The sequence below is a fragment of the Bradyrhizobium sp. USDA 3256 genome (assembly GCF_054058275.1).
Genome location: NZ_JBSSAE010000002.1, coordinates 1,997,801 through 2,023,581, shown reverse-complemented (window position 1 = coordinate 2,023,581; position 25,781 = coordinate 1,997,801). Strand labels below are relative to the sequence as shown.

Here is a 25,781-nt window from a genome sequence, read left to right as displayed (position 1 = left end):
TGTATCGCGCCCAACGCCCGCAATGAAGCTAAGAACATCGTCATAATTATCTTATTGCCGGAGACTTAACATTGTTATCATTCCAGCAATAGGACCGGTTTTGGCGAGATCTCGACTTCGCCGTTGGCGACAGGCCCTTCGCCGCCGTCGAGGCCCTCGTAAAGGCTAAAACGCGGGTCGGCCCGATAAACGGACCGGCCTTTGGTGGTCCAGAGGATCAAGCCGTTACGGCCATCCGGCATGCGAAGCTCGACGCGCCAGGTCGTCGGCGACGTCCTGCCTGCTGCCACGACGCTTGCACCGACCAGCCAGGACTGGATCGTGCGGTAGGCAATTCCGCTCGGCAGCAGCCCGCGCGCCGGGTCCCATAATTTTCCAAAGTCGCTGCCGCCTCCGGCAAACTCGTACCAATAGAACCGGTCGACGCCGCTGATCCATTTCAGGATGTAGGCGCGTGCCAGACACCCGTCCGGATTGTCCTCATAGGACGACCAGCCGGCCTCGGTGTCCCAGATCGGCCTCGCGGACAGGTCGTGCGCGGCAAGGATTTTCTTGAAGCGCGCAATGATTCCAATCACCGCCTCGGGCTCGCTCGTATAGCCGTGAAAGGCGAACACATCGGCATATTGTCCGCCGCCTTGCGCCATGAAGGCCTGTTGCCAGCGATATCCGTCCGGCGTGCCGTTGGACGGCGGTGTCAGCACGGTCAGGGTGGGATCGCTGGCTTTGATGATCTCGTAGGCCCGCTTCTGCAGCTGGACCATGGTCGCGATGTTGCCCGAGTAATATTTGGGATCCTCGGGCTCGTTCCAGATTTCCCAGTATTTGATGCGGCCGGCGGCGCGCGCCACGGCCGCGCGCACCCAGTCATCCCATGACGCCAGGTCGGCCGGCGGTGAGCTTGCGCCGGGCGTGAACGCCGGCGGCGCATCCTTCACCGACGCGGCCCAGCGCGGCGTATAGGCGAGATTGAGAACGATCTCGACGTGCTCGCGCTCCGCCGCGGCAAGGATGGCGTCGAAGCGCGCCCAATTGTAGATGCCGGGCGCCGGATTGATCTGCGCCCAGTAGATCGCACCCCACAGCCGAACGCCGTCGAATTTGAGCTCGGGCCAGGGCTGCGACTTTGGCGGTGACTGCCCGATCGCGTTGATCGTCATGCCGAAAAGCGTCGGAGGGATCACCGCGTTCACGCGGCTCGCAGTCAGCGCATTGTTTGACGTCGAACTATTCCACTGCAGCGGCCATTTGTAGGCCAGCGGCAGCAGCGCGCTCAAAACCAGCGCAATCAATGCCCTTTGGCCCAAATCCCTCACTCTGCCTGCCATGTCCCTGTCTCGTCGCCGTCACATCGGTGCCGGGATTGCATAGTGGAAGCCGCGCATGTTAATGCCGATGTTAGTCGGATTGTGATGTTGTTAGGTCAATGGTATAGATCATCTCAGATGTCGAGAGCTGAACCATCACCGCGGCGGATCCTGATCATCGTCGAGAACCTTCCGGTTCCTTTCGATCGCAGGGTGTGGTGCGAAGCAACGTCGCTGCGCAAGGCGGGCTATGAAGTTTCCGTGATCTGCCCGAAGGGGCGCGGCCATGACGAATCCTACGAATGCCTCGAGGGCATTCACATTTATCGCCATCCGATGCCGGTGGAAGCGCGTGGGATCGCCGCCTACCTGATCGAATATCCGGTCGCGCTGTTCTGGGAGACGCTGCTCGCGATCAAGGTGGCGTGGAAGCACGGCTTCGACGTGATCCAGGGCTGCAATCCGCCCGACCTGATCTTCCTGATCGGCCTGTTGTTCAAGCTCGGCGGCAAGCGCTTCGTGTTCGATCATCACGACGTCAATCCCGAGCTCTACGAAGCAAAATTCGGCCGCAGGGACTTCTTCTGGCAGCTGCTGCGGCTGGTCGAATATCTCACCTTCAAGACGGCGAGCATCTCGGTCGCGACCAACGAATCCTACCGCGAGATCGCGATCACGCGCGGCGGCATGCCGGCCAACCGGGTTTTCGTGGTGCGATCCGGCCCCAATCTCGACCGGGTGCGCTCGCGGCCGGCCGATCCGGCCTGGCGCCGTGGCCGGCGCTACAGCGTCGGCTATGTCGGCGTGATCGGCCAGTCGGAAGGCATCGATCTCTTGCTGCAGTCGATCGGCCACATCGTGCACGATCTCGGCCGCACCGACATCCAGTTCAACATCGCCGGCACCGGGCCGCAGTGGAATGCGGTGGTCAAGCTCTGCGAGGAGATGCAGCTCTCCGACTACGTGAACTTCACCGGCGCCATCGCGGATGAGGCGCTGTTCACGATGCTCTCTACCGCTGACGTCTGCGTCAATCCGGACCGCGTCACGCCGATGAACGACATCTCCACCATGAACAAGATCATGGAGTACATGGCGCTCGGACGGCCGATCGTTCAGTTCGACGTTCGCGAAGGCCGCCGCTCGGCGCTCGACGCCTCGCTCTATGCCGCGAAGAACGACCCGAAGGATTTCGCCAGCAAGATCATCGCGTTGATCGACGATCCGTCATTGCGGCAGACGATGGGGGCATTTGGCCGCAACCGCGTCGAGCGGGCCCTTTCGTGGACGCATGAGGAGCCGAAGCTGCTCGCGGCCTATGAGGCGTTGTTCGCCGGGAAGGTCCCCGCGCAAAGCCGCGCACCGCGCGCGCATGCCCCCGCCGAGCGGCCGACCTCGCAACCTTCCAGCGCGAACGCAGCCGCCGGGCGGGCATCGTCTTGAACGCGCAGCCGCCTCACTCAAGTCAAACGCGACGCGGCCGCGGCCACGCGCACGTCCTGGATTGTTGAAGGTCGAAGCATGAACGTCAGCATTTTCGGCCTCGGCTATGTCGGAACCGTTTGCGCCGCCTGCTTCACCGAGCTCGGCCACCAGATCATCGGCGTCGACAAGAGCGTTGCGAAGGTCGACCTGATCCGCGGAGGCAGATCGCCGGTCGTCGAGCCGGGCATCTCGGACAAGGTGGCGCGCGCGGTGGCAACCGGTCAGCTGACCGCGACCACCGACGCCACCGAAGCGATCGTCAACAGCGACATATCGATGGTCTGCGTCGGCACGCCCTCGTCCGGCAACGGCAACCTCGACCTGACCGCGATCCGACAGGTCGCGATCGAGATCGGCCGCGGACTGCGCGCCAAGAACGCGCCGCATACCGTGACGATCCGCTCCACCGTGCTGCCTGGCACCACCCGCGGCACCGTCGGCCCCCTGATCGAGGAAGCCTCCGGCAACAGGATCGGACGCGATTTCGACCTCGCCTTCAATCCCGAGTTCCTGCGCGAGGGCAGCGCCATTGCGGATTTCAACGCGCCGTCCAAGACCGTAGTCGGCGCTTTCAACCAGGAAACCGCCGACCGCGTCATGGCGCTCTACAAGGATCTGCCCGGCGCCAAGATCACGCCGCCGGTCGAGACCGCGGAACTGGTAAAATATGTCGACAACAGTTGGCATGCGCTCAAGGTCAGCTTTGCCAACGAGATCGGCACGATCGCGAAGACGCTCGGCATCGACGGGCGCGACGTCATGAACATCTTCATGCAGGACACGAGGCTCAACATCTCGCCGGCCTATTTGCGGCCGGGCTTTGCCTTCGGCGGCTCGTGCCTGCCCAAGGACGTCAAGGCGCTGAAACACCTTGCGCACAGCCGCGGGCTGTCGACGCCGGTGCTCGAGAGCATCCTGCCGAGCAATGACATGATCATGTCGCGCGGCGCCGACTGGATCCTGTCGCATGAGGGCCGCCGCATCGCGTTCCTCGGCATCAGCTTCAAGGCCGGCACCGACGATGTCCGCGACAGTCCCTTCGTGAGGCTGGTGAAGAGCCTGCGCGGCGAGCGGCGCGACATCCGGATCTACGACCCCAATGTGCAGCTGTCGCAACTGATCGGCGCCAACCGGGATTTCCTGATGCGCAATCCGGAGCTGGTCGGCCTGTTGAACGACGACGTGACGGCAACCATCGAATGGGCCGACATTATCGTGCTGACGACGGCCGATCCGCGCTTCGTTGCGGCGCTGACGGCGACCCGCCCCGACCAGGTCGTGCTCGAACTGTCGGAGATCGGATTGCCCGAGCAGGTGCGCGCCAAAGTGAGCGGTTTTCACTGGTAGGGAATATCATGGCCACCATGGGCCAGACCCGCGAGCGACCCGAAATCCGCTTTCACGACGAGATTTCGTCGGGGTGGGAGATGCTGCATCAGAGCCGCACCTTCCAGGCACGGACGGCCGCGATGTTCGGCCTGCTCGGGAACGCGGACCTCAACGGACAGCGCTGGCTCGACGCCGGTTGCGGCACCGGAACGCTGTCCCGCCTGCTCGCCGCACGCGGCTGCGACGTCACCGGCGTCGACGCATCATCGGAGATGATTGCGGCGGCTCGCGGCCACAGCGCGGACGGCACGCTCGCCGGGCGGCTCACATTCCAGCAGATCCCGACCATCGCAAGCCTGCCGTTTCCCGATCGATCCTTCGACGGCGCGCTGTGCGCGAGCGTGCTGGAATATGTTCCCGACGTGGCGCAGTGCCTCGCCGAGATGCATCGCGTGCTCATGCCCGGGGGGCGGTTGCTGCTCTCGATCCCCAACCGCGGATCGCTGCTGCGACGGAGCTACAAGCTCGCGCATGCGGCCTCTTCACGCGTGTCGGCGCGGCCGCTGTTTCGCTATCTCGCATTCTCCAGATTCGACACCTCGCCGGCGGCCATGCAGGGTCTGCTCCGACAACATGGCCTCACGATGCTGGGGAGCAGCTTTGCCGGCTCCCCGCTGCCGCCGGCACTCGATCGCCAGCCCGCAGTGGGCACGCTGATCAACATCCTGGCCCGGCGCGACGACTGACGTGCAGGCGGATAGCTGTCTCACGCCTTGATCGCCATCAGCGATTTGGTCATGCCGAGATAGCGTTCGCGATAGATCTTCGCGTCCGGAAACGTTTCGGTCATCTCGCGCCAGTCGAACAGATGCCAGTCGGGCGCGGTGCGCTTGAACCAGAAGCGATTGAACCGCTCGATCAGCGCGATCTGCAGCCGCCTCGGCAGCAGGACGATGATGCCCGGCAGCCAGGTATGGCTTTCGATCGGAAAGTACCGGTACGGCGTCTGCACGTAGAAGGACTTTGCGACCCGCGAGATCTCGCCCGCAAAACGGTTCTGATGCTCGCGCGCGATGCTCTGAAACGCCGCTCCGTCCTCGATCGTGACGACATCCTGCTTCGGCCCGGTGACATGCTCGATCACCGACGAGCAGAAGCAGAAGTCGAACGCCTGATCGTCGAACGGCAAGCGCTCGGTCTCCCGCAGCAGGACCGTCTTGAAGCCGAAGCGCTCGCGCGCGGCCTTGAGATCGTCGGTCGAGATGTCGCAGACCGTGATGTCGGTATGGCGCGGCAGGATCGCGCGAATATGCCGGCCGGTGCCGCCGCCAAGATCGAGGATTTTCGCATCGAGCGGCAGGTTCACGGTGCGGACGAGGAATTCGCCGCGCCGCTGGCGCGCTGCATTGGAAAATCGGGCTTGAATCGCACCCAGCAAGGTCAGTCTCCTGCTACCGGTCGGTTCGCTCTAGCACGGCATGCGCGATCCCTCACGCTACGATGCATCGATTTTCCTGTCGCGCTCACTTGATGGCCTCGAAGAAGATCGACTCGTCCGGCCGGTTGTCGAGCCGGTCGATGTCGGGACAGACGCCCTCGCGATAGGCACGGGTGTGGGTTTGCGAACAGCCGGCGTCGCGGAACAGCGCGGCGAGCGAGGCGCGGGTAAAGCCCCAGTGATGCGCGAAGGCGGCCTCCTTGCGGCGATCGATCTCGAATACGCCCTTGAGGAAAGCCTGCGGCGCCGCCGGATCGTAGAGCGCGACGATCCGCTCCATGTCGGGGACGACGATGCGACATACCCCGCCAGGCGCCAGCACCCGCGCGATCTCGCGCGCCAGCCGCTCGATCTCGTCGGGAAACAGGTGCTCGAAGACGTGCGCGCTGAACACCGCCGAGAGGCTGCCGTCCGTGAACGGCAGCGGCCTGGTCAGGTTCATGTGGCGGAGCCCGGCAAACTTGCCCTGGCGATGCTCGGCATAGCGGGCATCGCTGAGGAGGCCAGCGAGATGCAGCGATTTCGCCGCGAACGGAATCCGCGCGATCCACAGGTGCATCGTGATGTCGGTATTGATCCAGCCCGCGATGCCGCAATTGAAGGCGCCGATATGCAGCTTTTCGAGCGAGCCGCCGCGCGCGTCGCCGGTCATGTCCGCTCCCGCGCCGAATTGGTCAACACAACCGTGATCACCGACGCCGCGCTGGAGGCCACCATCGCCGCGATCGCGCCCATCACCTGCCAGGCCTCGGCCGCGAATGGCAGGACGCAGCACAACGCGACGAGGCCGGCAATCCGGCTCAGCATGAATCGCTGCGGCTTGCCGGTCGCAAACAGCGGCAGCGCGAGGCCGAGCCACACCGCGTCGAGCGCCATCGCAGCTCCCATCAAGGTGAGGCTGCCGGTGCCGATCTCATAGCTCTGTCCGTGGATGACAAGCGCGAGAATGCGCTGCCCGAGCAGCACGACCACCGCGCCATAGGCGGCGGCGATCGACCCGAGCAGCAGGGCATTTTCGCGCGCGGCAGCGGCGACAGCGCTGCGCCGGCCGACGCGCAGTTCGGCCGCGATTTCCGGCAGGCGAACCGAGAACATCGTCGCGCAGAACTGGCTGAGCGGTGCGAACACCAACAGCAGGATCCGCAGCGACGCGCTCGCGTCCAGCCCGATCAGGAAGCCGCACACCGGGATCAGCCCGATGCTGCCGATCCAGTAGGTGAGCGAGGTCGCGACGAACCAGCGCCCGTTCCGAAACAGCCGCCGCAGCGAGCCGCGGAAGATTCTGGCTTGCGGCCAGGCCAGCTCGCTGGTGTGGGCCAGCAGCAGGCTGCCGGCGAGCGCGGCCGAGATCGCGATGCACGCCATCGCCGCGGCGGCGCCGGTGAGCTTGAGGGCGATCACCAGCCCGGCCGAGACGACCAGCGCCACGCAATAGGTCAGCGAGGACACCAGCGCGCGCGGCAGTCTACCGTCGAGATAGCAGATCCGACGGAACATGCTCTGCAGCCGAACCGCCGGGATCGCAAGCCCGGTTGCGATCACGAGCCCGCCGGCGTCCCCTCCGACGGCGACGACCATAAGGCCCGCACTCACCAGCAGCAGGCCGAGCGCACCCGCGACGAGCAGCGACGACAGATAGAGGCCGAGCCGCAGTTGCGGCCATAGGGATTTCGGGATCCGGTGCGCAGTCGCCGGCAAGCCGTCGTCGAACAGACCGCGCAGAAACACCGCCTCGATCAGGATCGAGAGCGACCAGGCGACGCTGAACCTGCCGAAGGAATTGATATCGAGCACATTGGCGAGCACGATCGTCAGCACGAAGGCGGAGCCGCTCAGCAGCGCCTGATCGATCAGGCCGAGCGCGACATTGCCCCCGGCGCGCCGCAGCCGGCGGAGCAATCCGCTCACGGCACCGGCGACCCGGGTCTGAGCCGCCACCCGGTCCAGCCTGTCGGTCAACGCACTCACGCCTCACTCACCCGCAATCTGTTGAAAGTCCGCCGCGGCGCCATTTGCAGCCTGGCCTCCGGGCCGAAATAGCACCAGAACACCAGCACGCAGCCGAAATAGTTGTGCAGCAGCTGGCTGGAGTCATTGGCCGACGCGATCACGACGAACAGCAGCATCGCGAATGGTGCCAGCCAGTACATCCCTGTCCGCTCGAACGCAAAGACGATCGTGTTCCACAACGCGCGCGCCAGCAGCAGCATATAGAGCGCGCCGCCGAGCAGGCCGAACTGGAGAAAGGCGTCGAGATAGGAGTTCTCGAACGAGCCGAACTCGGTGTTCCACGGAGCCATGCTCGTCAGCTCGTTCACCGGCGAGTTCGGCAGTTCGTTGAAGAATCCCGAAAACCCGTAGCCGAGCCAGGGGTGCTGCCAGAAGAAGTGCGGCCAGACCGACCAGAGGAACGAGCGGCCGGTCAGGTTTCCGCTGCGGCCGACCAGCCCATACAACTCGTCGCTCGGCAGGGCGAACACGACGAGCGCAACAAGAGCAAGGCCAAGCCAGTAGATCGAGGCAGCCCCCCTGTGCCCGAGCACCACGAGCACGAGCCCGAAGGTCACGGCAAGCGCCGTCAACATGCTGATCAGCGGACCTGCGGCGCCGGCCGCGGCAAGCGCAAAAAGATGACATCCCATCAGCAGCAGCGTCCAGCCGAACTGGCGCCGCGGTCCTTCCAGCATGCGCACGAAGCAGATCAGCACCATGAGACCGAAGAAAGCGCCCGCGAGGTTCTTGTGGCCGAACACACCGGCATAGGCCTGGGTTCCGAGCACCGTCGGCCGGTGCAGCGGGTCGTAATCCCATTGCGAGCCGATCACCGGAAACAGCAGGACGTGAACGATCAGCACCACGATCCCGATCCGGAACAGCGTATCGACGAGACGATCGACCGGGCAGCTGATCACGACCCATGCCGAGAACATCGTGGTCAGGACATACATCGCGAACTTGATCGACGAGCCGGCGGGGTCGGCGCTCAGCGCCAGTGATACCAGAGCGAAGGCGATGAACGTCAGATAGAGATGCGACTGCAGCATCAGCAGGCCGAAGCGATTCCGATCGATCGCAATGTGCAGCATCAGGAGGATGTAGAGCAGCAGCCATGCGCCGCGGAACAGCGTGGATTCCCCGGCCCTTTCCGCGAACGAGATGCCCTCGATGAAATTGAACAGGAAATAGATGCAGCCGAGCACCATCACCAGATAGGCGTGCAGAAAGACATCGGTTCGCAGCCACCATCTGCCGATCATTGCACGGCCTCCTGCCGGGCCGGCGCCCTCAAGAGATGATCGACCGCGGCCGTGAAGCGCGCCGCGGCGTCGGCAAGCGCGTCGCGTCGCACGCTCTGCCGGGCCTGTCGCGACATCGCCTCCCAGCGCGCGGGATGTTCGAGCAAGCCGCGCGCCGCCTCCACCCAAATCTGTTCATCGAGCGCGCAAACATAGCCGTTATCCTGGTCACGGACCAACTCGCCGCCTGCCCCGACATGGGGCGACACCAGGCAGGGAACACCGCACTGCAGGGCCTCGTTGCACACCAGGCCCCACGGTTCCAGCAATGAGGGCAGCAGCAGCAACCGCGACTGCAGAAAAGCGTCCGATATCGCCTGCCACGGCAGGTAGCTGTCATGGCAGACGTCGATGCCGGCACCGCCGAGCCGCGCCAGCATGCGCCGTTCGGCGGCGCCGGACCCGACCACACGCACCTTCAGCCCGGGCACGATCCCACCAAGCGCGATCGCGACGTTCTCGAAGAAGATGGCGTTCTTGGCGTCGTCATTGAGGCGGGCGCACCAGAGCAGATGAAATGGACGGTCGTCGAATGCCGGCACGACCGCCGGCGGATCCCATGCCGGCACCAACGGCACCACGAACAGATCGTCGGCGCGCACGCCCTCGCCGCGGAAATACGCCCTGCCCTTGTCGCTGCAACACACCACCGCGCCGCACTGGCGCAGCAGCCAGGGCCGCGCCAGACGGTGATAGGCGGTGTTGGGCATCGTCTCGCGCCAGCCGTCGATCGTCAGCGCGAGCGCCTTGCCGTTGGCGCGCGCCCATGCCGCGCCCGCCAGCATCGAGGGGTAGAGACCGTTGACGAACAGCAGGTCGGGCGCGAGCGCATTCAAGGCGCGCCCGATCCCGATATTGACATGGGTGTGACGCGACCGCGACAGCGGGATCGATACACCCGGCACCGTGCGCGTGACGTAGCGCGGCGTGAACGAGCCGGCCCAGGAGCGATCGGCCTCCTGCGGTGTACAGGACAGCACGGCAAGATCCAGCCCGCGGCTGGCCAGCTCGTTGTAGAGACGGTTGGTGTACGGTGTGATCATGTTGTTGAAGACGACCACGCGCGGCGCCATGGCTTACCGGTCCCGCGGCAGCGCCGGCGCCTCGTCACGCCGGCAGAGCGCCCCGCAATGATAGGTCGCAAGCCGGGTCGCGAACGCCGGGCCGACCGACAACAGCGACTTCCGCACAATGCTTTTGGCAAGCCCCCTCACCCGCGACGAATGGAACGCGTGAACCGGCAGGCTGTGGTCATAGGTGCCGAAGCCCGTGACATGGAGCCCCGTCGTCTCCAGCACCAGGCGGAACGTGTCGGGCGTGTAGAAATTGATATGGCCGATGTCGAGCGTCGATTGCAACGCCCGGCGATTGGTCCGCACATGCAGCTCGCACGGCACCTCGACATAGACGAAGGTCCGCGCGACCCGGGCGAGCTCGTGCAGGAATGCGCGCGGTTCGGGCACGTGCTCCAGGACGTGGCTGGCATAGACGAGGTCGAACGATCCGTCGGCGAACGGGATCGTCGCGCCGTCATAGCTGGACCAGCGAAACGGGGCTGAAGCGGCGCCGTCGATCTCCAGGTTGGTCGCGGGATCGATCACGTCGATGCCGGTGAAGTCACGGCCGATGCCGATCGCCGACAGCCGCGCCAGCACGGCGCCGGTGCCGCAGCCGACCTCGAGCACATTGCCGACCTTCGCGACGGCTGCGCCGAGCAAGCCGGCGATATGATCGGCCTTGTCGACCGCGCAGACGCGGCGCCAGTCGCGTTCCTGCGCCGAATAGAGGCCCTTGTAGTGCGCGTTGTGCTGTCCGACGCTGAATTCCATCGTCATGGCCTAGCACTCGCCTCCGGCGGCATTCGGGCAGGCTCGTCGAGGCGGTCGTTCGATTTGTGCTGCCAAATGCGCCGTTCCGCCGGCGAGCGGCGATCGAGATCGTATCCAATGTCGGCCATGGTGCGGGTCAGGATGTCGACGTTCCGTTGCGGGACAGCTGCGAGGCCGGCCAGCAGCTTGTCACGGTGCGCCCAGCCCGGTCCCTTCAGGAGATCGATTGCCTCGGTGTACAGTTCGGTCTTCACGAGACGCGCGAACTCGGCGACCACGTCGGACGAAAGGTCAGGCGGCAGCGCGTCGAACATTGCGAGCGCCATCGCGCTGCGCTTGACCACGATCCAGCCCTCATTGGGTCCGAGCCGGTACGACATCCGCAGCAGGTCGAAATTGGCGTCGCTCAAGCCCTGCCGTATATTGCGAAGCCAGAACAGCACGAGCCAAAGATAGGGATCGGCCGGCGCGCAGCCGAGCGATTTGCGGAGCGCTTCGTCAAGCTCGCCCATCCGGGCGTCGACCTGCGCGCCGGATGCAAGCGCGTTCTCGGCGAGCCGCAGCCGGATCACCGCCACGCTGCGATCGATGGCCGGCATGCAATCCTTCTCTGCCCCGGCGCGCGACAGCAGCAGACCGAGGTCGTCGAGCTCGGCGTCGCTGACCGGTACGTTGCGAAGGATCAGGTCCTTTGCGCCGTCGAGCCGGGTCTGGTCGACAAAGGCCGGCAAGGTGGTCGTGCCCCAGGCGACGGACGAGCACGCGACCGCGACCAGCACGCCGCGCGCAAGCCAGGCGGCTGCGCGCCCGGGCATCCCGCCGTGCGTCTCACTCGGTGTAGCCATATCGCCCATAGTGCGAGTTGTAATAATAGTTCTTGCCGCCATAGCCACTATAGCGGCTCATCGCGGCGATATCGGCCTTGTTGAGCACGACGCCGAGCAGGTTCTCGTTGACCGCTCGCGCACTGCGCAACGCGCGCTCGACCACCTGCACCTGGGTCTTGCCCCATTCCACGATGAAGACGAAGGAATCGACGAAGTGGGCGGTGATGCGGACATCGACCACCGGCGTGAGCGGCGGGAAATCGACGATCACATAGTCATAATGGCTGCGGGCCCCGTCGATGAAATCTCTCATCTGGTCGGAGGCCAGCACGTCGTGCGAATGGGCGATGCGCGATCGCGTGGCGCCAGGCAGGAAGGCGAGGCCCGTCTCGGGATCGCGCCATAGCGTGTCCTGCAATGTCGCATTGTTCGACAGCACGTCGAGGATGCCGCGCTCGGCAGTCGCGGCGACCTTGCGGCTGAGCGAGGGATTGCGCAGATCGCAATCGATCAGGAGCACGCGGGCCCCGCTCTGGGCAACCAGTTGCGCAAATACGAAGGCCAGCGTCGACTTGCCCTCGTTGGGCAGCGCCGAGGTCAGGCCGAGGATCTTTGACGGCTTGGTGACGTTGAGGTCGGCATTGACCTTGATCGAGCGGATCGCTTCCGAGAACCGTGAGAATGGCGAATCGATCGCCGCCCACAGCACCGGCTCGTCGCCGCGCCGGATCGTGCGCGGACCGATCGGCAGATTGGGACGACCGGCGACCGGCGCCTTGATCTGGCCCGGCGAGACGCGGGGAACGATGGCGACGCAGTCGGCCTCGAGGATCGTCTCGACCATTTCAGCGGTGCGGAACACCCGGTCATAGAGGTCGCGCAACACGCCGAGCCCGAGCCCGGCGATCAGGCCGCCGAGCGCCGAGAGCGCGAGCACGACCAAGGTTTGCGGATGGCTCTTGCTGAGCGGACGCGAGGCACGGGTGATCACCCGCGCCTCGCTGACCGGGAACGACTGCTGCTGCACGTTTTCCATGTAGCGCTGCAGGAAATTGTCGTAGAGCGAGCGATAGGTCTGCGCCGAGCTCTCGAGCTCGCGCAGCGTGACCTGCGCCTGGTTGGTCGACTGCGACTGCGACACCGAGTCATTCACGGCGCGCTCGATCTCGTTTTGGCGCTGCAGGGCGATCGCATAGTCGCTCTTGTAGCTTTCGGCGAGCCGCTTCAGCTCGTCCACAATCGACGACTGGATCTCGCGCATCTGGTTGCGCAGGTTGACGGCGGCCAAGTGATTGTAGCCGTAGCGCGACGACCAGTCGGCCTCGCGGTTGGCCAGCTCGAGATATTGCGAGCGCAGCTTGGTGATGACCTGATTGTTCAGGGTATCGGCCACCGTCGCATCGGGGACGCCCCCCTTCACCACCGCCTCGATGCGGTCGAGCTTGGCCTTGGCGTCGGTGACCTGCGACTTCACGTGGAGCAGCTGGGTGTTGAGCTCGCCGAGCTGCTGCTCGTTGAGCAGCTTGCCGCTGGAGGTGACGATGTTGTTGGTCTTCTTGTAGTCGAGCACCGCGCGCTCGGCGTTGGATGCCTGCGTGCGCAGCTCCTGGATGCGGTCCTGCAGCCAGACGCTGGCGCGACGCGTCGCCTGATACTTGGAATCGAGCTGGTCGACGATGTAGGCGTCGGCGACGGCGTTGGCGATCTGCGCCGCGCGCTCGGGATCGAGCGAGCGGAAGCTGACCTCGATCACATAGGTCATGCCGCGGCGGCGGACATCGAGCTGCTTCTGGAACGTGCGGACCGCGCGCCGGGTCCGGTCGAACTCGGTGGGCGGCGCACCGCCGGCGAGCAGGCCGGACACGAAATCGAGCACGGCTCCTACCGCGCCGGCCCGCGAGCCGACGAATTCCGGATCCTCGTTGAGCTTGAGGTCGCGGATCACCGCGAGCGCCACATTCTCCGACTTCAGGATTTCGACCTGGCTCTCGACCGCGGCGGAATCGACCGGGGCCTCGCTCACCGGCGATTGCTGCTGGAAGGCCTGGAATTTGCGCGTGTCGATGATCATCGTGGCAAGCGCCGTATAGCTCGGCGCCGCCGTCATCAGATAGCAGATGCCGCCGAACAGGCAGAGCCCGGCGGTCCCGAGGATGACCCAGTATTGCCGGAGCAGATAGGTGACGAAGGCGTCGAAGGTTTCCGCCAGCGACGGCAGTTCGGCCGGACGATTTCTCAGATCGACAGACGGCGAAATCTGGTTGCGCTGAAGCATTTCGTCCTATCGCCGCGCCGGCAGGATGGATCCTGCCCTCGCGCCCTCCAATGATCCTGGGAAGCGTCCCGCCGCCGACACCGAAGCGCGTTGCTGCAGAAAGTTCTCCATTGGCGATCGGACGTCCGCTCAGGGGGTGACTGTCGAAATGAGGGTGGTGCCGGTGCCCGTGGCCGTACCGGTCGTCGTGCTGCCAGAACTGCTGACCGACGAGGTGAAGCTGAAGATGCCGGTGTTCACGCTGTTGCCGTCGATGGCCTCGAGCGTGCCGCCGCCGGCGCCGCTGGCGACCAGCGCGCTGGTCTGGCCGCCGGATGCACCGGCGCTGCCCGCGCCGCCGGCGCCGGTTGCGGCGGTGCCGCTGTCACCCGACGCAGCGGCAAACGCCATCACGGTGTCGAGATCCTTGGTGTCGGCAATCGCCTGCTGGATGCGCGTCGCGTAGGGCTGGTTGCTGCGGACCACGATGCGCGCGGCCTGGGCGAGGCCGGCGGCGATCGCCGTCTTCTGGTCCTTGCTTGCCTTGGCGAGCAGCGCAATCAACGGATCGAGCGATGTCGGATCGTTGAGGGCGAAGTCGCGCGCCCGCGAGGTCAATTCTACGCCCGCATTCGGATATTGGGTCAGCAGTTGCTCCGGGCTGGCCTTGAAATTGGCGACCGCCTGGGACAGTTGGATCAGCCCGCCAGGAGTTTCCGCCAGCGCCGCGCCACCGGGCATCGCGAGCGCCAACATCACCACCAACATCGTCAGGCGCGGAGCGGAAAAGCCGCCGGATCGCTCAAATGTGAACACAGCTATCTCCCTAACGAATACTAACAGTTCGTTAGCACAGTCACAGTTATCGCGCCAATTAAATAGCCTCGCCGGCCGCGGCCGGGCGTTGGCGCGCGAAATCAGCGTTAACCCGGCCGCCCGACCGTAACACGGGCGTCACGGTCGGAGCCGCCACCGCCGCCGCCCCTGCCGGAGCGGAAGGATTGCGACAGGCCTGCCCCGAGCAAGGCCGCGATTACAACGGCATAGCCAGTGATCTGGAGCGAGAAATCGATCATCGAATGGAGAGCGCCGGCGGCCGACGCGCAGAGCGCCGCGAGCGGCACGATCACGTCGCGGCGACGTGTCCGCACGCCATGCGCGAGCACGCCGAACGCTGCGAGCAGCGCGATCATGGCGGCGCCGGCCATTAACATTCCGCCGTCGGACGCCAGTTCGAGCCAGCTGTTGTGCGCCCGGTTCCAGGTCCCGCGCAGCGAGGTGTCGTCGGTGCGATAGGCCGGATAGACCCATTCGAAGGTCCCGAAACCGTCGCCGAGCCACGGGTGATCCCAGATCATCCGCAACGTTGCGCGATAGGTCGAGAACCGTCCCTCGTCCGACAGGCCCATCGTGCTGAAGCGCGCGCCGACACCGCCGCCGAGAAGCTGCATCAGTGCCAGCGCGACCAGGCTGCCGACGCCGAGCGCCACGATCATGCCGTAGCGGTGCGGCACGCGGTTGCGAAAGAAGATCGCGGCAGCTGCGACCGCAGCGAGCAGCGAGATCCCGACGCCGCCGCGCGAGCCGGTCAGAAACATCGCCAGCAGGCAAGTGAGCCAGCCGAACGCATGGCCGGCGAGCCGGCGCCGCGCCGGCATATCGAGGCGCGCGATCAGCCGTGACAGGCCGGCACGGCGCGGCGGCCAATGCCGCTCGATCAGTTCGCAGCCGAACAACAGCCAGATCAGCGCGCAGCAACCGTAATAGATGCCGGCCGTGTTGCGATTGACGAAGGGAGATGTCAGCCACGCCAGGTGCGCCTGCTTCTCGTGCAGCAGGTAGATCCGGGTGGGATCGATCGCGAAAGTGATGATGCCGCAGATCGCATAGACCAGGCCCGCCGCGGCCACCGCCCGCAACAACCCGCGCGCCAGTCTACGGTTGGCACCGAGCACGACTCCGATGGCGAAGCTCAGCAGGCAAACGATCCCGACGCCGATCGAATAGAACGGCTGACCGCGCGCGATCGACACGGCCGGCGGCAGCTCGGCAGGCAGCAATTTGCCGGCCTGCGCCCACAACGCGTTCGGCGCCACACCCGACCAGGGCCGGACGGCCGACTGTTCGTGCAGCACCAGCATGGCAAGCGCCGTCAACAGCACGGTCACGGCGAGGATCGCGAGCTGACTGCCGCGCAGGCGCATCGGCAACACCCCGAGCAGTGCAATCCCGAGCAGGATCGACCAGATCGCGGGCGCAACCGTACCGACCGAGCCGAGCGGCAGCGGCGCCAAAGCGACGACGGCGCAGAACAGCCACGATGACCAGCGCACCGGCCACGGCAATGCCGTCGCCTCGCTTGAGCCGGAAGCTGATCGCAAACGTGTCATGAAGCCGGCCGTGCCGGCTCACGCCCCAGTATCAGGGCGCAAGCTTGATCGAATTACGAAGTAAGGTTGCGTTGTAGGCGGCCACGATCGGATCGTTCACCGTTGCGGTCACGAGGCGGATCTGCTGCATCACCTTGGCGTCCTCGACGGATGCCGCGTTCGACGCATAGAGCACGTCCTTGTTGCGCAACTGGAAACGCGTAGCCAGGAAATAACCGGCCGGATCGCGGAAATTGATGTTGTAGACGACCGGGATGATCGGCCCTGAATATTTGCTGACGTCGACGCCAAGCTTGGCGGCCACTTCCGGCAATTCGCCGCGATAGACGAACACCGAGGCCGGATCGGCCGAGGAGTCGTTCAGGCCGCCCGCCTTGGCGACGGCTTCGGCGAGCGAGATGCGCCAGGCCTCAAAATTGAACTGGCCCTGCGCGCCCGAGGCGCCGAAGGCGACGAAGGTCTGCGGCTCGCGGTAGACATAAATGGTGTCACCGGGATGAGCGTAGATGTTGCTCTTGGGCTCGTAGACCAGCTGGCCGAACGGCACCGTGGTGCGCTTGCCGTCGCGCTCGAGCATGACCCATGTGTCAAAACCCTGCCCTTTCGGGCCGCCGGCGCGCGTGATGGCGTCGAGCACGTGCTCACCCGCGGCGTTGGCGGGGAAGCGGTTCGGCGAATTGACCTCGCCGAGCACGGAGATCAGCGAGGTGCGCTGCTCGATCAGGGCGACCACGGCCTGCGGCTCGATCGCGCGGTTCTTCAGCGCATCGACGATCGAGCGCTGCACTTCGGTCGGCGTGCGGTTCTTGGCGCGGATCGCGCCGGCATAGGGCACCGAGATGTTGCCGTCGGTATCGACGTTCTGGTTCGGCAACGTGATGTAGTTGCCGGGACGCACGCCGGCCTCGACCGGAATGAACAGACCGCCGGCGGCGGCCTCGAAGATCGTGACGCTGACGACGTCGCCGATGCCGAAGCGGATGTCCTTCGGCGGCGGGCCCTGGATGCCGCCGGCGAGCTGCGGCGCGAATGATGCCAGCACATTCTCGATCTGCGGTGTGATCCTGACCATCGCATAGGGCAGGCTTTCAGGATCGCGCTGCCCGGCCACGACATCGGAGCTCGTCGGACCGTTGGTCGGCATGTAATGGCAACCGCTGACACAACAGGCGGCCGCAAGCAATAACATTACCCGAATGAAATTCGCACGCGACATTTAAATACTCCGGCCGTGCCGTAACACGCCGACTATCACAATCACAAGGTTACGCGATATATTGCGATGCAATTGATAAATAATGTTAACGAGGTGAGGCAATTCGGCGACACCGGCGCACCGCGGTGAGACAATGCCCCGCGCGCCGTCACTCCGGCTTTGCTTTCGTCCAATCTCCCCGTTATCTGTGAATGAGATGGTTTGAGTTAACCAATTGAGGGTTCGATGGCCCGCAGGAAGCTACCCGCGATCGCGTTGGGAATGGTCGCCTTGCCGCTGATAGACGCCCTCGGCGGCTCCGCCGTTTCTGCCGCAGAACTAAGCGTTTCCCCAGCGCCGCGCACCGTGCAACGGGTCAGCGGCAATTGTCAGCGGCTGCAATATTGTCGTGGCGACGTCTGCCAGTGGAAGCGGGTCTGCTGGCACGGCTGTCCCGATCGCTACTCTTGCGCGCCGCTCTACGGCGCCTATGGACCGTATGGCGGCCGCGATTATTGGGCTGCCTATAGTTACGGCGATCTGCGCCCGTTCTGAATGTTAATCGACTAACAAAACCACAGGCCATTCGAGCGCCGGCCGGCACCGCGCCGGCGGCTCTGCGACGTGCGGGTTAACCCCGGCTTAGGCCCGGCCCGATATCTTGGGGGCGCAGGGTTTGGTTATGTTATTTGTTTTCCTTGGCAATTTGATCGGCGGCACCGTTCTCGGGCTACGCCAGCACTGTCTGGTGCTGGCGCCGGTGGCGCTCGCGGAACTCGCGCTTCTGGCCGCCATCGGAGTCGCGCGCCTGTCGTGGTCGGAAACCGCGCTGCTCATGATCGCTGCGATCGTAGCGCTGCAAGTCGGATATCTGGCAAGCACCTTCGCGCCGCTGTTCTGGTCTCGCACCTCGACGCCACGTCTCGCCCTGCGCCGTTCGCAATAGCAGGGCATAACACTGCCCCCTTTTGGCGTGCCCGATTTCCGTTGACGTCGCGGCAGGCCCGGGGCATCCCGCTGCCTTGCGTCTCATCCTCTGCAGGACCTCCCCCTCTCGTGTGGAACGTCACGGCCTTCATCTGCATCTTGATCGGGACGTCGCTTCCGCTCGGTCTCATCGACGCATCGCTCGCGAAGGGTCTCGTCGGCGCGGCGACGTCGCTCGGGCTGCTCGCAAGCCTCGTGGCGATCCGTCCAGGCGAGCTGTCGTTCCTGAAGTCGGTCGTCGGCCCCGCTGTTGCGGCGGCGCTTCTGCCGGTGCTCTGGATCGTCCTGCAGATGCTTCCCCTGGCGGCCCTGGCGCATCCGGTGTGGAAGTTCACCGGCGAAACGCTGGGAGCACAGCTCAGCGGCAGTATCACGATCGACACCGGCGCAAGCCTCGGCGCGCTGCTGATCTGGCTGTCACTCATGTCGGTCATGATCACCGCCGCCGCGATCGCGATCGACGCCCGCCGCGCCGATATGGTGGCCCGCACCATTGCAGCAACGGCGGCCGTCGCAGCCCTGATCCTGCTGCTATCAAGCGATCCGGTCAAAATCTGGCCTGGCGCTGCGCGCGATGAGACGGCAAACGGATTCCTGGTCGTCGTTCTCGTTGGCGTTCCGCTCAGTGTTGCGCGCGCGCTCGACGTCGGTGGACACGCCGATGGCCGCACCGCAGCCCAATTGACACGGCTGCGCTGGCTGCTCGCCGCCGGCGCGCTGCTCTGCGCCGCCAGCGCCTGCTGGGTTGGGCGGCGCGGCGCCGCGATCGCGATCGCCGCGGGCATCGCCCTCGTCCTGATGACCTTCGCCGCGCGGAAACTTCATCTGCACCGCTGGAGCAGCGCTGCTGCTGCGACAGCGATCGCGCTGATCGCCCTGGCGACGGCGATCGGCAACCGTCATCCCGACGTACCGCTTGCGGTCGCCTTTGTTCATGCACCGTCCGAGTTCGTGCAATCGACCCACAATCTGCTCGCCGACCTGCCCGCGCTCGGCAGCGGCGCCGGCACCACGGCAACACTGGCGTCGACCTATATGGACTGGCAGGGCGCCACCACGCGCCCCGTGGTTGCGACGAGCGCGGCGGCCTTGATCGCCCAGTTCGGTTCCGCCATGTTCTGGACTTTAGTCGCGGCTATCATCGTCGGCATCGCAGCGTTCACGGCCGGTGCGCGCAATCGCGGCCGCGACTGGTCCTACCCTGCATCGGCAGCAGCCGTCCTGCTGACGCTGCTGCTAGCCAGCTTCACCTTGCCGGAATTGCCGGCGCTGCCCGGAGTGATCGTGTTGGGAGCCGTGATCGGAACAGGACTGGCACAGCGGATCAGCCGTTCTCGGTTGCAGGCGGGCTAGACGCCAGATGCGCAGCTTCCTCCAGCGTCTTGTCGGCCAGACCGGCGATCTCGAACATGAGGGCGACGAGACCTGCATCTACGCCGTCGGCGATATCCATGGTCATGCCGACCTGCTGCACGAGATCTGCGCCCGCATCGATGCCGACATCCGTCGGTTCCGGCCGGCGCGACCGATCCAGGTGTTCCTCGGCGACTATATCGATCGCGGACCGGATTCGCGCGATGTCATCGCCATGCTCGATCAACGCCGCCGCAGCCGCAGCATGGTCTGCCTGCTCGGCAATCACGAGGCCTGCCTGCTGGAGTTTCTCGTCAATCCCGACATGCTCGCGCAATGGCGGCAGTTCGGCGGCTTGCAAACGCTGATGTCATACGGACTGACGCCCTCGCCCAATCCCGACGCTTCCGAACGCAGGGCGCTCGCCCGGCAATTGATCCGCCAGATGCCGCCCGCCCATCTCGCCTTCCTGCGCTCGCTGCCGCTCTGTTATGTGCACAAACGCTACTTCTTCGTCCATGCCGGCGTCAGGCCCGGCGTCGCACTCAACCAACAGCGCAAGGAGGATATGCTCTGGATCCGCGACGACTTCCTGATCTCGGAAGATGATTTCGGCAAGGTCGTCGTCCATGGCCATACGCCGGTGCATGAGGCCGAGCTGCTGCGCAACCGCATCAATGTCGACACCGGCGCCTATGCGACCGGCCGCCTGACCTGCGTCAAGCTCGAGGGAGCCCGGCGAACCCTGCTGATGACCGGCAACCGGGCCGCGCGCCATGGCTAATGCGATGGCGAACACGATGACTGACGCGATCGGCCGGAATGCGAGGCGCCTCTCGCCGGCCTTCGTGCCGGCGGCCGCTGCGATCGGCGCGGCGACGCTGGCCTTGTCGGTCTGGTGGCTTGCCGCCGATGCATTGCGCGGCAGACCGGCGATCGCCGCAGAGGTCGGCATGGTCCGAGGCGAGCTGTGGCTGCGCGACGGCTGGAGCCAATTGCAGACGTCACCGGAGGCGGCCGAAGCCGCGTTCACGCGCGCGCTTCGCCTGTCGCCGATGGACGCCGGCGCCTGGTTCGGCCTCGCCTCGGCAACCGGACGGTTCGACTGGCTGAACCCGACCGCGTCGAAGGCGCTCAAGATGTCCTACTATACCGGCTTCAACCGCAGCGACCTGATCGCGCCGCGCCTGATCCTTCTGGCGCAGGTCGACACCACGCGCGATGTCGAATTGGTCGACCTGCTGCAGCGGCAGATCCGCCTGATCCTCACGCGGGCGCCGGAGCTGAAGGGCGCGATCGGGCAGGCCTATCGCGTGGCTGGCGACGCCAACCGGCGCATCATCGAGGCGGAGTTCAAGGACGCCAACCAGAGCATTCCGCAGTAAGGCGCGCGCGCCTGGCGCCCAGGTGCCCAGCCGTCAGATACCCTTGTGGCGCAACACCGCGCCGACCGTGCGCAGCAGGATGCGCAGATCGAGCACGAAGCTCCAGCTCTTGATGTAGATGAGGTCGTGCGCCACGCGCAGCTGCATGTCCTCGATCGCCGGCGTTGCGCCGCGCAGCCCCTGCACCTGCGCGAGACCGGTGATGCCGGGCTTGACGTGCTGGCGCTCTGCATAGCTCGCGATCAGCTTCGAATATTTGTCGTCATGCGCCAGCGCGTGCGGCCGCGGCCCGACCAGCGACATGTCGCCGCGCAATACGTTCACCAGCTGCGGCAACTCGTCGATGCTGCGGCGACGCAGCGTCGCGCCGATCCCGGTCAGCCGCGGATCGTTCGGGCGGGCCTGCGTGATGACATCGCCATCCTCGAGCACGTGCATCGAGGCGGAATTTGAGGATGGTGAATTGCTTGCCGTCGAAGCCGTTGCGGCGCTGCCGGAACAGGATCGGCCCCCTGGAGTCGAGCTTGATCGCAATCGCCGTTCCGATCAGCAGCGGTGCGAACAGCACCAGGAGGCCGCTGGACGCCACGATGTCGAACAGCCGCTTGCCGGCGCGCTCGAGCGAAGTAAGCGGCGCGCGCTGCATTTCCAGCGTCGGGATCGGGCCAGTCGCCACCATCCGCAGCGCCAGAAACCGCTCCGCGGTCCGGTCCGGCAGCAGCCGCACCGGCAGCGGCGATGCCCGCAGCTGATCGCACACGAACTGGATGCGCGGCTCCTGCTGCCAGGGCATGGCCAGGACGATCTCGTCGGCGCCGCACTCGCGGGCTGCACGAATGGCTGACGCGACGGCGGCCCGGTCGTCGGCGTCGTCGGACGGTCCGGGTAGCTGGACCCGTCGCACCTCGCTGAGGCCGAAATCGCGCAGCAGGCTCGCTTGCCGCACCCGGGACAATTCGTCCGCCATCCCGACCACGACCGCGCGGCGCGTGGCCAGCATGCCGCGGTCGATCGCGCGTTGCAGCGGCGCCTGCAGCAGCATCCGTCCGCCGACCAGCCCGAGGCCGCCGATCAGGCCAAATGACAGCACCGATCCGCGCGAAACGCCGGAACCCACCTTCAAGAGGAAGATGATCAGGGTCATCAGCAGAACGACCAGCAGCCATCCGCCGAGCAGGCTGCTCCAGCGCCGGTCTAGACCGGCCAGCACCTGCGCATTGTAGAGGCCCTGCGACTTCGCCACGAACATGTGAAGGATGGCGGCGAGGACCCCGATCCCTAGAAAACCCTCGAAGCTGTTGCTATAAACCGTGTGGTAGTAAAAGAGGTGATAAGCCGCGCCGCCAACGATGCTGGACAGCACGACGATTATCATCTCGAACGCGACGGCAAACGCCTCGAGGGAGGCGAAAGCGAACGAGAAGGCGCCGAAGTTAACCGGTACCTTCGCCAATCGAGCGTCCGAAAGGTCGGTCATCGGGAATTAACATTCGTGTTAACAATTCATATGTGTATTATCAGGCGGGTCGTGAGCTCGCAAGACCTGCTGCGGATATCGGATAGAGAGCGCACATGAGTTCATTGGCTGGCGAAACCGAGGCCGCGCTGGTGGCCCTCCTCCATCTCATCCGCCTGATGGGCGCCGAGCTCGTCGCGGGCCAGCACCGCGACGACGTCGAGGTGCTGGTCAAGGCGATCGAGACAAAGCTGCGCGCGGCCCGCTTCCCGGCCGACATGCCGAATGAGGACATCGTCAGGGGTCTGGACCTTGCACAGGCCAGACTGCGTCCGATCTTCGAAGAGCTGCGCGCAAGGTCGGAGAAGGCACATCTGAGCGACCAGCTGCTGCTGGCTCCCAGGCCTTCACGCATCCACTAACGGATAGCTTACATCAGCTTTGGGCTTCACCACGGCGGGGCAAGCCGCTCCCGCCGCCGGACCTGAGCGCAAGCTTTTCCTCGATCTTCATTTTCTCGAGCAGCAAGTCGGTCACGATCCGGCGCAGCCGTTCATTTTCCAGCCGTAATTCATCAATACGGTTATGGACAGGGGGGATCCCATCTCGATCATCGGTGCGAGCGGCGAATTCGGTAACAGTACCATTCGCCTGGTGGCCACGTGCGGCCTCCTGCTTGCGCCAGCGATGAAATGTCATCACGCTAACGCCCAGCACCTTGCACGCTTGAGCCTGGGACTGCCCCCGCGCCATGAGTTCCTCGGCCTGTTTGACCTTGGAACTGATCTCCTCAGTAGAATGACGCCTCATTGGTCATCTCATTGCCCCCTAGATTAGCAATCATCGCATGGCCTATAAGCTATGTAAATGCAACAGGAAATTCAAATTGAGGGTTTCCCGGGGGCCTTTCGGGAGCCTCGAACTTGCCGGTCGGCAGCAACACATAGTGCGAAGAAACGCCGAAGCTGCAAGGTATTGACTGGAATATACGGGGAATATTCCTCCGCTGAAAGGGCCCGATAAAAAAAGTTATACGACTTTCTGTGTATGAGAGTTTGATCGGGATAACTGGCGCACTGTTTGCATTCTCAAACGGGAAGCAAATGAGAATATTCAATCGGTCTCTCGACAGATTGTGAGTGCGCCATGCCTCGCCGCGATAATCGCCCCATCGGTCAAGCGCAACTTTCACAAATTTCTAACAAATTAATCCCGCGACTTTCGCGTCCGGCCGCTTGCGGGCGTACACGCCCAGCAGTAGTTACTAGGACGTTAGGCGTCATGAGGGTTTCAACATATTTGAGGATTATTTTCACGAGACCTAACGCTCATATCTCGATCCACGAATTATCAATTAAGCGCTTTCCCACCCGAGGCCATCAGGCGGAACCACGTCCGCCCGATAATCCGCGAACCATTCTGTGCTGACGCTTGTCAGAGCCAGTCTCTGATCAACTTTATTGCGAGGATCGACACCATGGCGCGTCTCAAGGTCTTCGAGGGGAACCAACCCGCGTCAAGCGAGGCGGCCGACATCCTGGAACGCCTCGTCGCAGAGAATTGCGAGCTCCGGCATACCGCGGTCGAACTGGTCTTGCAGAACTGGATCCTGCGCGAGCGTCTGTCCGATGTCGGGGCACGCAAGTCCGTGCCGCTGGAGCACTGACCGCCCCCACCCTCACGACCGTCCGCAGCAACGTCCGCCAGCTCGCCTAAACGAGCATTGGGCCAGCGCATCATTCAATTTAAAATTGAAATGTCCGCAACTGCAGACGCGCCAGCATGCTCGCCGGCTTGGCGAGGATGTGGCCGCATATTCTGCCGATGAGAAAGAGGCTGACGGACTTCAGCTGTGAACCCGGCGCAGCGCGACGCGCGGGGTATTCTGCTCACGAGACATGCCGAACGAACGCGACGAGCCCGGGCGTTCCTGGATTTCACGTAACTCAGCGATATCAAGCATCAGCGCAACGACTTCGTTGCGCAGCGATTGATTGGTCGCGAGCAACGCCTCTTCGATCGGCTGATGCAAATGTTGAACTTTGTGCTGCTTCATGGCGCGCCCTCGCTCTGCGGTTAAGGGTATGAGCGATGTGATTGAAGTTTCGATGACAGGGTTATTCCGCGCACATGGAAGGCGGTTAATGGGGCAGGTTTGCGACCAACATGGCTCCGAGTTAAATTTTCTCAATCAGGTTCCACAACCTGATCGCGAAGCGCTCGATCGGCGGCCTTTGATGTGTCGTACGGATGAGTTGGCAGCGGCAGCGATAAGGCGCGCGGCTGGACAACGCGGCTCGATGTGGGTCAGAAGCTCTACCAAGCGCATGATATTGCTTGGTGATCGTTGATGGCTGCCGTGTCGTGCAACCGAACGCGCATTGTCCGGCTATCACAATGTCGCCGTGTTACAGCGATCGCGCTTCAAGGGACGCGCTCAGGTGCACACAAGATATTCCACCAAAGCTGCTCCGTAGACGCAAAATCTGCTGCTGCTACGTCCATCAAGGATCGCAGAGTGTTTCGACCGGTTGCGAATATTGAAGCGACTGACGGGTCCTGAAGCGCTCGAGCAATCCAGCGAAATGAATTCAACGCTGGACATCGGATCAAGCGCGATTTCGCCTCCGCCGGACCCAGCCGCGCTAACGCTATTCTAATTAAAATGAGCGGGACCGAAGCGTCCGGCTTGAACAGAGGGAGCGAACGCCTTTCGCGCGCCTGTCGCTGCATTCGCACGCGCTTGCACAGTCCCCACGAACAGCAGCGACAGCGAAGATTCGCCATAAGCATTGCTAATTCGCCACGCGTCGCGATCGCGCGCTATTTCGATTTAGGAGGCGTATCGTCGTCCATCCTGCCACCATTGGCGACGCACTTGTTGAAATAGTCCCGCTGGGCTTTGGCACCGCCCCGCGCGCTCCCGGAAGCGGGATTGCCGGGCTGTAGCGGCGGAAATGCCTTCGCCACCAAGGCATCGCAGGCGCGCGCCACCTGCACGTCGATCGCATGCGCCGGAGCCATTGCGCCGGAGATCATGATCACGGCTAAGGCGATCGCAAAACCCGAGATAACTCGCATTGCCACACTCCGTTCCAAACTGAATCAGTTTTTTTTCTCGAGCCCGGATTCGCAAGGAGCGCACTAAAGCATGATCCGGAAAAGTGCGAAGCGGTTTTCCGTCGCGACA

27 protein-coding genes are annotated in these 25,781 nt (G+C 64.3%); 10 read left to right on the top strand and 17 right to left on the bottom strand.

The features are described from left to right. Window positions 1–77: 77 nt before the first annotated feature. Window positions 78–1,328 (bottom strand): glycosyl hydrolase, encoded by a 1,251-nt coding sequence (locus tag ACVWY5_RS11100; RefSeq protein ID WP_244978716.1) that lies wholly within the window; start codon window positions 1,326–1,328, stop codon window positions 78–80. Window positions 1,329–1,445: 117 nt separating this feature from the next. Here ACVWY5_RS11100 and ACVWY5_RS11095 point away from each other — a divergent pair, with 117 nt between their 5' ends. The 3 genes from ACVWY5_RS11095 (at window position 1,446) to ACVWY5_RS11085 (ending at window position 4,867) form a co-directional block, all read left to right on the top strand. After that, window positions 1,446–2,750: a glycosyltransferase family 4 protein gene (locus ACVWY5_RS11095; RefSeq protein WP_028331592.1), complete on the top strand. Its 1,305-nt coding sequence runs from the start codon at window positions 1,446–1,448 to the stop codon at window positions 2,748–2,750. Between the two features lie 78 nt (window positions 2,751–2,828). After that, entirely contained in the window at window positions 2,829–4,139 is a 1,311-nt protein-coding gene (locus tag ACVWY5_RS11090; protein WP_028331593.1) for a nucleotide sugar dehydrogenase, read from the top strand. Window positions 4,140–4,147: 8 nt separating this feature from the next. Beyond that, window positions 4,148–4,867 (top strand): class I SAM-dependent methyltransferase, encoded by a 720-nt coding sequence (locus ACVWY5_RS11085; RefSeq protein WP_028331594.1) that lies wholly within the window; start codon window positions 4,148–4,150, stop codon window positions 4,865–4,867. 20 nt (window positions 4,868–4,887) lie between these two features. On the opposite strand, the gene ACVWY5_RS11080 is transcribed toward ACVWY5_RS11085, so the two are convergent. The 11 genes from ACVWY5_RS11080 to ACVWY5_RS11030 all read right to left on the bottom strand — a co-directional run bounded on the left by ACVWY5_RS11080 (window position 4,888) and on the right by ACVWY5_RS11030 (window position 17,359). Continuing rightward, complete coding sequence (locus tag ACVWY5_RS11080; protein ID WP_028331595.1) at window positions 4,888–5,559, bottom strand: class I SAM-dependent methyltransferase; 672 nt, start codon at window positions 5,557–5,559, stop codon at window positions 4,888–4,890. A gap of 85 nt (window positions 5,560–5,644) precedes the next feature. Next, on the bottom strand, window positions 5,645–6,271 hold the full coding sequence (locus ACVWY5_RS11075; protein ID WP_028331596.1) for a class I SAM-dependent methyltransferase: 627 nt from the start codon (window positions 6,269–6,271) through the stop codon (window positions 5,645–5,647). After that, window positions 6,268–7,587, bottom strand: coding sequence for an MATE family efflux transporter (locus ACVWY5_RS11070; RefSeq protein WP_028331597.1), 1,320 nt, complete (start codon window positions 7,585–7,587; stop codon window positions 6,268–6,270). The genes ACVWY5_RS11075 and ACVWY5_RS11070 overlap by 4 nt, the downstream gene beginning before the upstream one ends. Beyond that, the gene (locus tag ACVWY5_RS11065; RefSeq protein WP_028331598.1) at window positions 7,584–8,876 is read right to left on the bottom strand and encodes an O-antigen ligase family protein; all 1,293 of its coding nucleotides are present in this window, start codon (window positions 8,874–8,876) and stop codon (window positions 7,584–7,586) included. Before ACVWY5_RS11065 ends, ACVWY5_RS11070 begins: the two co-directional genes overlap by 4 nt. Continuing rightward, window positions 8,873–9,988, bottom strand: coding sequence for a glycosyltransferase family 4 protein (locus ACVWY5_RS11060; protein ID WP_028331599.1), 1,116 nt, complete (start codon window positions 9,986–9,988; stop codon window positions 8,873–8,875). The genes ACVWY5_RS11065 and ACVWY5_RS11060 overlap by 4 nt, the downstream gene beginning before the upstream one ends. Before the next feature lie 3 nt (window positions 9,989–9,991). Beyond that, window positions 9,992–10,750, bottom strand: coding sequence for a class I SAM-dependent methyltransferase (locus ACVWY5_RS11055; RefSeq protein WP_028331600.1), 759 nt, complete (start codon window positions 10,748–10,750; stop codon window positions 9,992–9,994). Further along, window positions 10,747–11,559: a hypothetical protein gene (locus tag ACVWY5_RS11050; RefSeq protein WP_028331601.1), complete on the bottom strand. Its 813-nt coding sequence runs from the start codon at window positions 11,557–11,559 to the stop codon at window positions 10,747–10,749. Before ACVWY5_RS11050 ends, ACVWY5_RS11055 begins: the two co-directional genes overlap by 4 nt. A gap of 13 nt (window positions 11,560–11,572) precedes the next feature. Beyond that, window positions 11,573–13,846: a polysaccharide biosynthesis tyrosine autokinase gene (locus ACVWY5_RS11045; RefSeq protein ID WP_028331602.1), complete on the bottom strand. Its 2,274-nt coding sequence runs from the start codon at window positions 13,844–13,846 to the stop codon at window positions 11,573–11,575. A 129-nt stretch (window positions 13,847–13,975) separates the two neighbouring features. Next, window positions 13,976–14,641 carry a hypothetical protein gene (locus ACVWY5_RS11040; RefSeq protein WP_244482553.1) on the bottom strand — a complete coding sequence of 222 codons (666 nt, stop codon included), beginning with the start codon at window positions 14,639–14,641 and terminating at the stop codon, window positions 13,976–13,978. Window positions 14,642–14,748: 107 nt separating this feature from the next. Continuing rightward, window positions 14,749–16,215 (bottom strand): O-antigen ligase family protein, encoded by a 1,467-nt coding sequence (locus tag ACVWY5_RS11035; RefSeq protein WP_080666915.1) that lies wholly within the window; start codon window positions 16,213–16,215, stop codon window positions 14,749–14,751. Between the two features lie 31 nt (window positions 16,216–16,246). After that, the gene (locus ACVWY5_RS11030) at window positions 16,247–17,359 is read right to left on the bottom strand and encodes a polysaccharide biosynthesis/export family protein (RefSeq protein WP_080666916.1); all 1,113 of its coding nucleotides are present in this window, start codon (window positions 17,357–17,359) and stop codon (window positions 16,247–16,249) included. A 297-nt stretch (window positions 17,360–17,656) separates the two neighbouring features. Here ACVWY5_RS11030 and ACVWY5_RS11025 point away from each other — a divergent pair, with 297 nt between their 5' ends. The 5 genes from ACVWY5_RS11025 (at window position 17,657) to ACVWY5_RS11005 (ending at window position 21,135) form a co-directional block, all read left to right on the top strand. Then, a complete protein-coding gene (locus tag ACVWY5_RS11025) occupies window positions 17,657–17,965 on the top strand; it encodes a hypothetical protein (protein WP_152977856.1) in 309 nt (102 codons plus the stop codon). Between the two features lie 106 nt (window positions 17,966–18,071). Next, window positions 18,072–18,356 carry a hypothetical protein gene (locus ACVWY5_RS11020; RefSeq protein ID WP_160321813.1) on the top strand — a complete coding sequence of 95 codons (285 nt, stop codon included), beginning with the start codon at window positions 18,072–18,074 and terminating at the stop codon, window positions 18,354–18,356. 110 nt (window positions 18,357–18,466) lie between these two features. Next, on the top strand, window positions 18,467–19,750 hold the full coding sequence (locus ACVWY5_RS11015; protein ID WP_028331606.1) for a hypothetical protein: 1,284 nt from the start codon (window positions 18,467–18,469) through the stop codon (window positions 19,748–19,750). 7 nt (window positions 19,751–19,757) lie between these two features. Beyond that, window positions 19,758–20,534 carry a metallophosphoesterase family protein gene (locus tag ACVWY5_RS11010; RefSeq protein ID WP_028331607.1) on the top strand — a complete coding sequence of 259 codons (777 nt, stop codon included), beginning with the start codon at window positions 19,758–19,760 and terminating at the stop codon, window positions 20,532–20,534. A gap of 16 nt (window positions 20,535–20,550) precedes the next feature. Then, entirely contained in the window at window positions 20,551–21,135 is a 585-nt protein-coding gene (locus tag ACVWY5_RS11005) for a hypothetical protein (RefSeq protein ID WP_157347381.1), read from the top strand. 33 nt (window positions 21,136–21,168) lie between these two features. Here ACVWY5_RS11005 and ACVWY5_RS11000 read toward each other — a convergent pair whose 3' ends face one another. Together ACVWY5_RS11000 and ACVWY5_RS10995 are read right to left on the bottom strand one after the other, a co-directional pair. Next, complete coding sequence (locus ACVWY5_RS11000) at window positions 21,169–21,516, bottom strand: sugar transferase (RefSeq protein WP_456671772.1); 348 nt, start codon at window positions 21,514–21,516, stop codon at window positions 21,169–21,171. Then, window positions 21,398–22,612, bottom strand: coding sequence for a sugar transferase (locus ACVWY5_RS10995; protein ID WP_456671670.1), 1,215 nt, complete (start codon window positions 22,610–22,612; stop codon window positions 21,398–21,400). Before ACVWY5_RS10995 ends, ACVWY5_RS11000 begins: the two co-directional genes overlap by 119 nt. A 95-nt stretch (window positions 22,613–22,707) precedes the next feature. On the opposite strand from ACVWY5_RS10995, the gene ACVWY5_RS10990 reads away from it, so the two are divergent. Continuing rightward, window positions 22,708–23,013, top strand: coding sequence for a hypothetical protein (locus ACVWY5_RS10990; RefSeq protein ID WP_028331610.1), 306 nt, complete (start codon window positions 22,708–22,710; stop codon window positions 23,011–23,013). Window positions 23,014–23,026: 13 nt separating this feature from the next. Here ACVWY5_RS10990 and ACVWY5_RS10985 read toward each other — a convergent pair whose 3' ends face one another. Next, window positions 23,027–23,401: a helix-turn-helix domain-containing protein gene (locus ACVWY5_RS10985; RefSeq protein ID WP_018270679.1), complete on the bottom strand. Its 375-nt coding sequence runs from the start codon at window positions 23,399–23,401 to the stop codon at window positions 23,027–23,029. 667 nt (window positions 23,402–24,068) lie between these two features. Between ACVWY5_RS10985 and ACVWY5_RS10980 the strand changes: the two genes are divergently transcribed. Beyond that, complete coding sequence (locus ACVWY5_RS10980) at window positions 24,069–24,257, top strand: hypothetical protein (RefSeq protein WP_028331611.1); 189 nt, start codon at window positions 24,069–24,071, stop codon at window positions 24,255–24,257. Between the two features lie 180 nt (window positions 24,258–24,437). Here ACVWY5_RS10980 and ACVWY5_RS10975 read toward each other — a convergent pair whose 3' ends face one another. Beyond that, the gene (locus ACVWY5_RS10975) at window positions 24,438–24,647 is read right to left on the bottom strand and encodes a hypothetical protein (protein WP_016841790.1); all 210 of its coding nucleotides are present in this window, start codon (window positions 24,645–24,647) and stop codon (window positions 24,438–24,440) included. A gap of 767 nt (window positions 24,648–25,414) precedes the next feature. After that, window positions 25,415–25,672: a hypothetical protein gene (locus ACVWY5_RS10970; protein WP_321176778.1), complete on the bottom strand. Its 258-nt coding sequence runs from the start codon at window positions 25,670–25,672 to the stop codon at window positions 25,415–25,417. Between the last annotated feature and the right edge of the window lie 109 nt (window positions 25,673–25,781).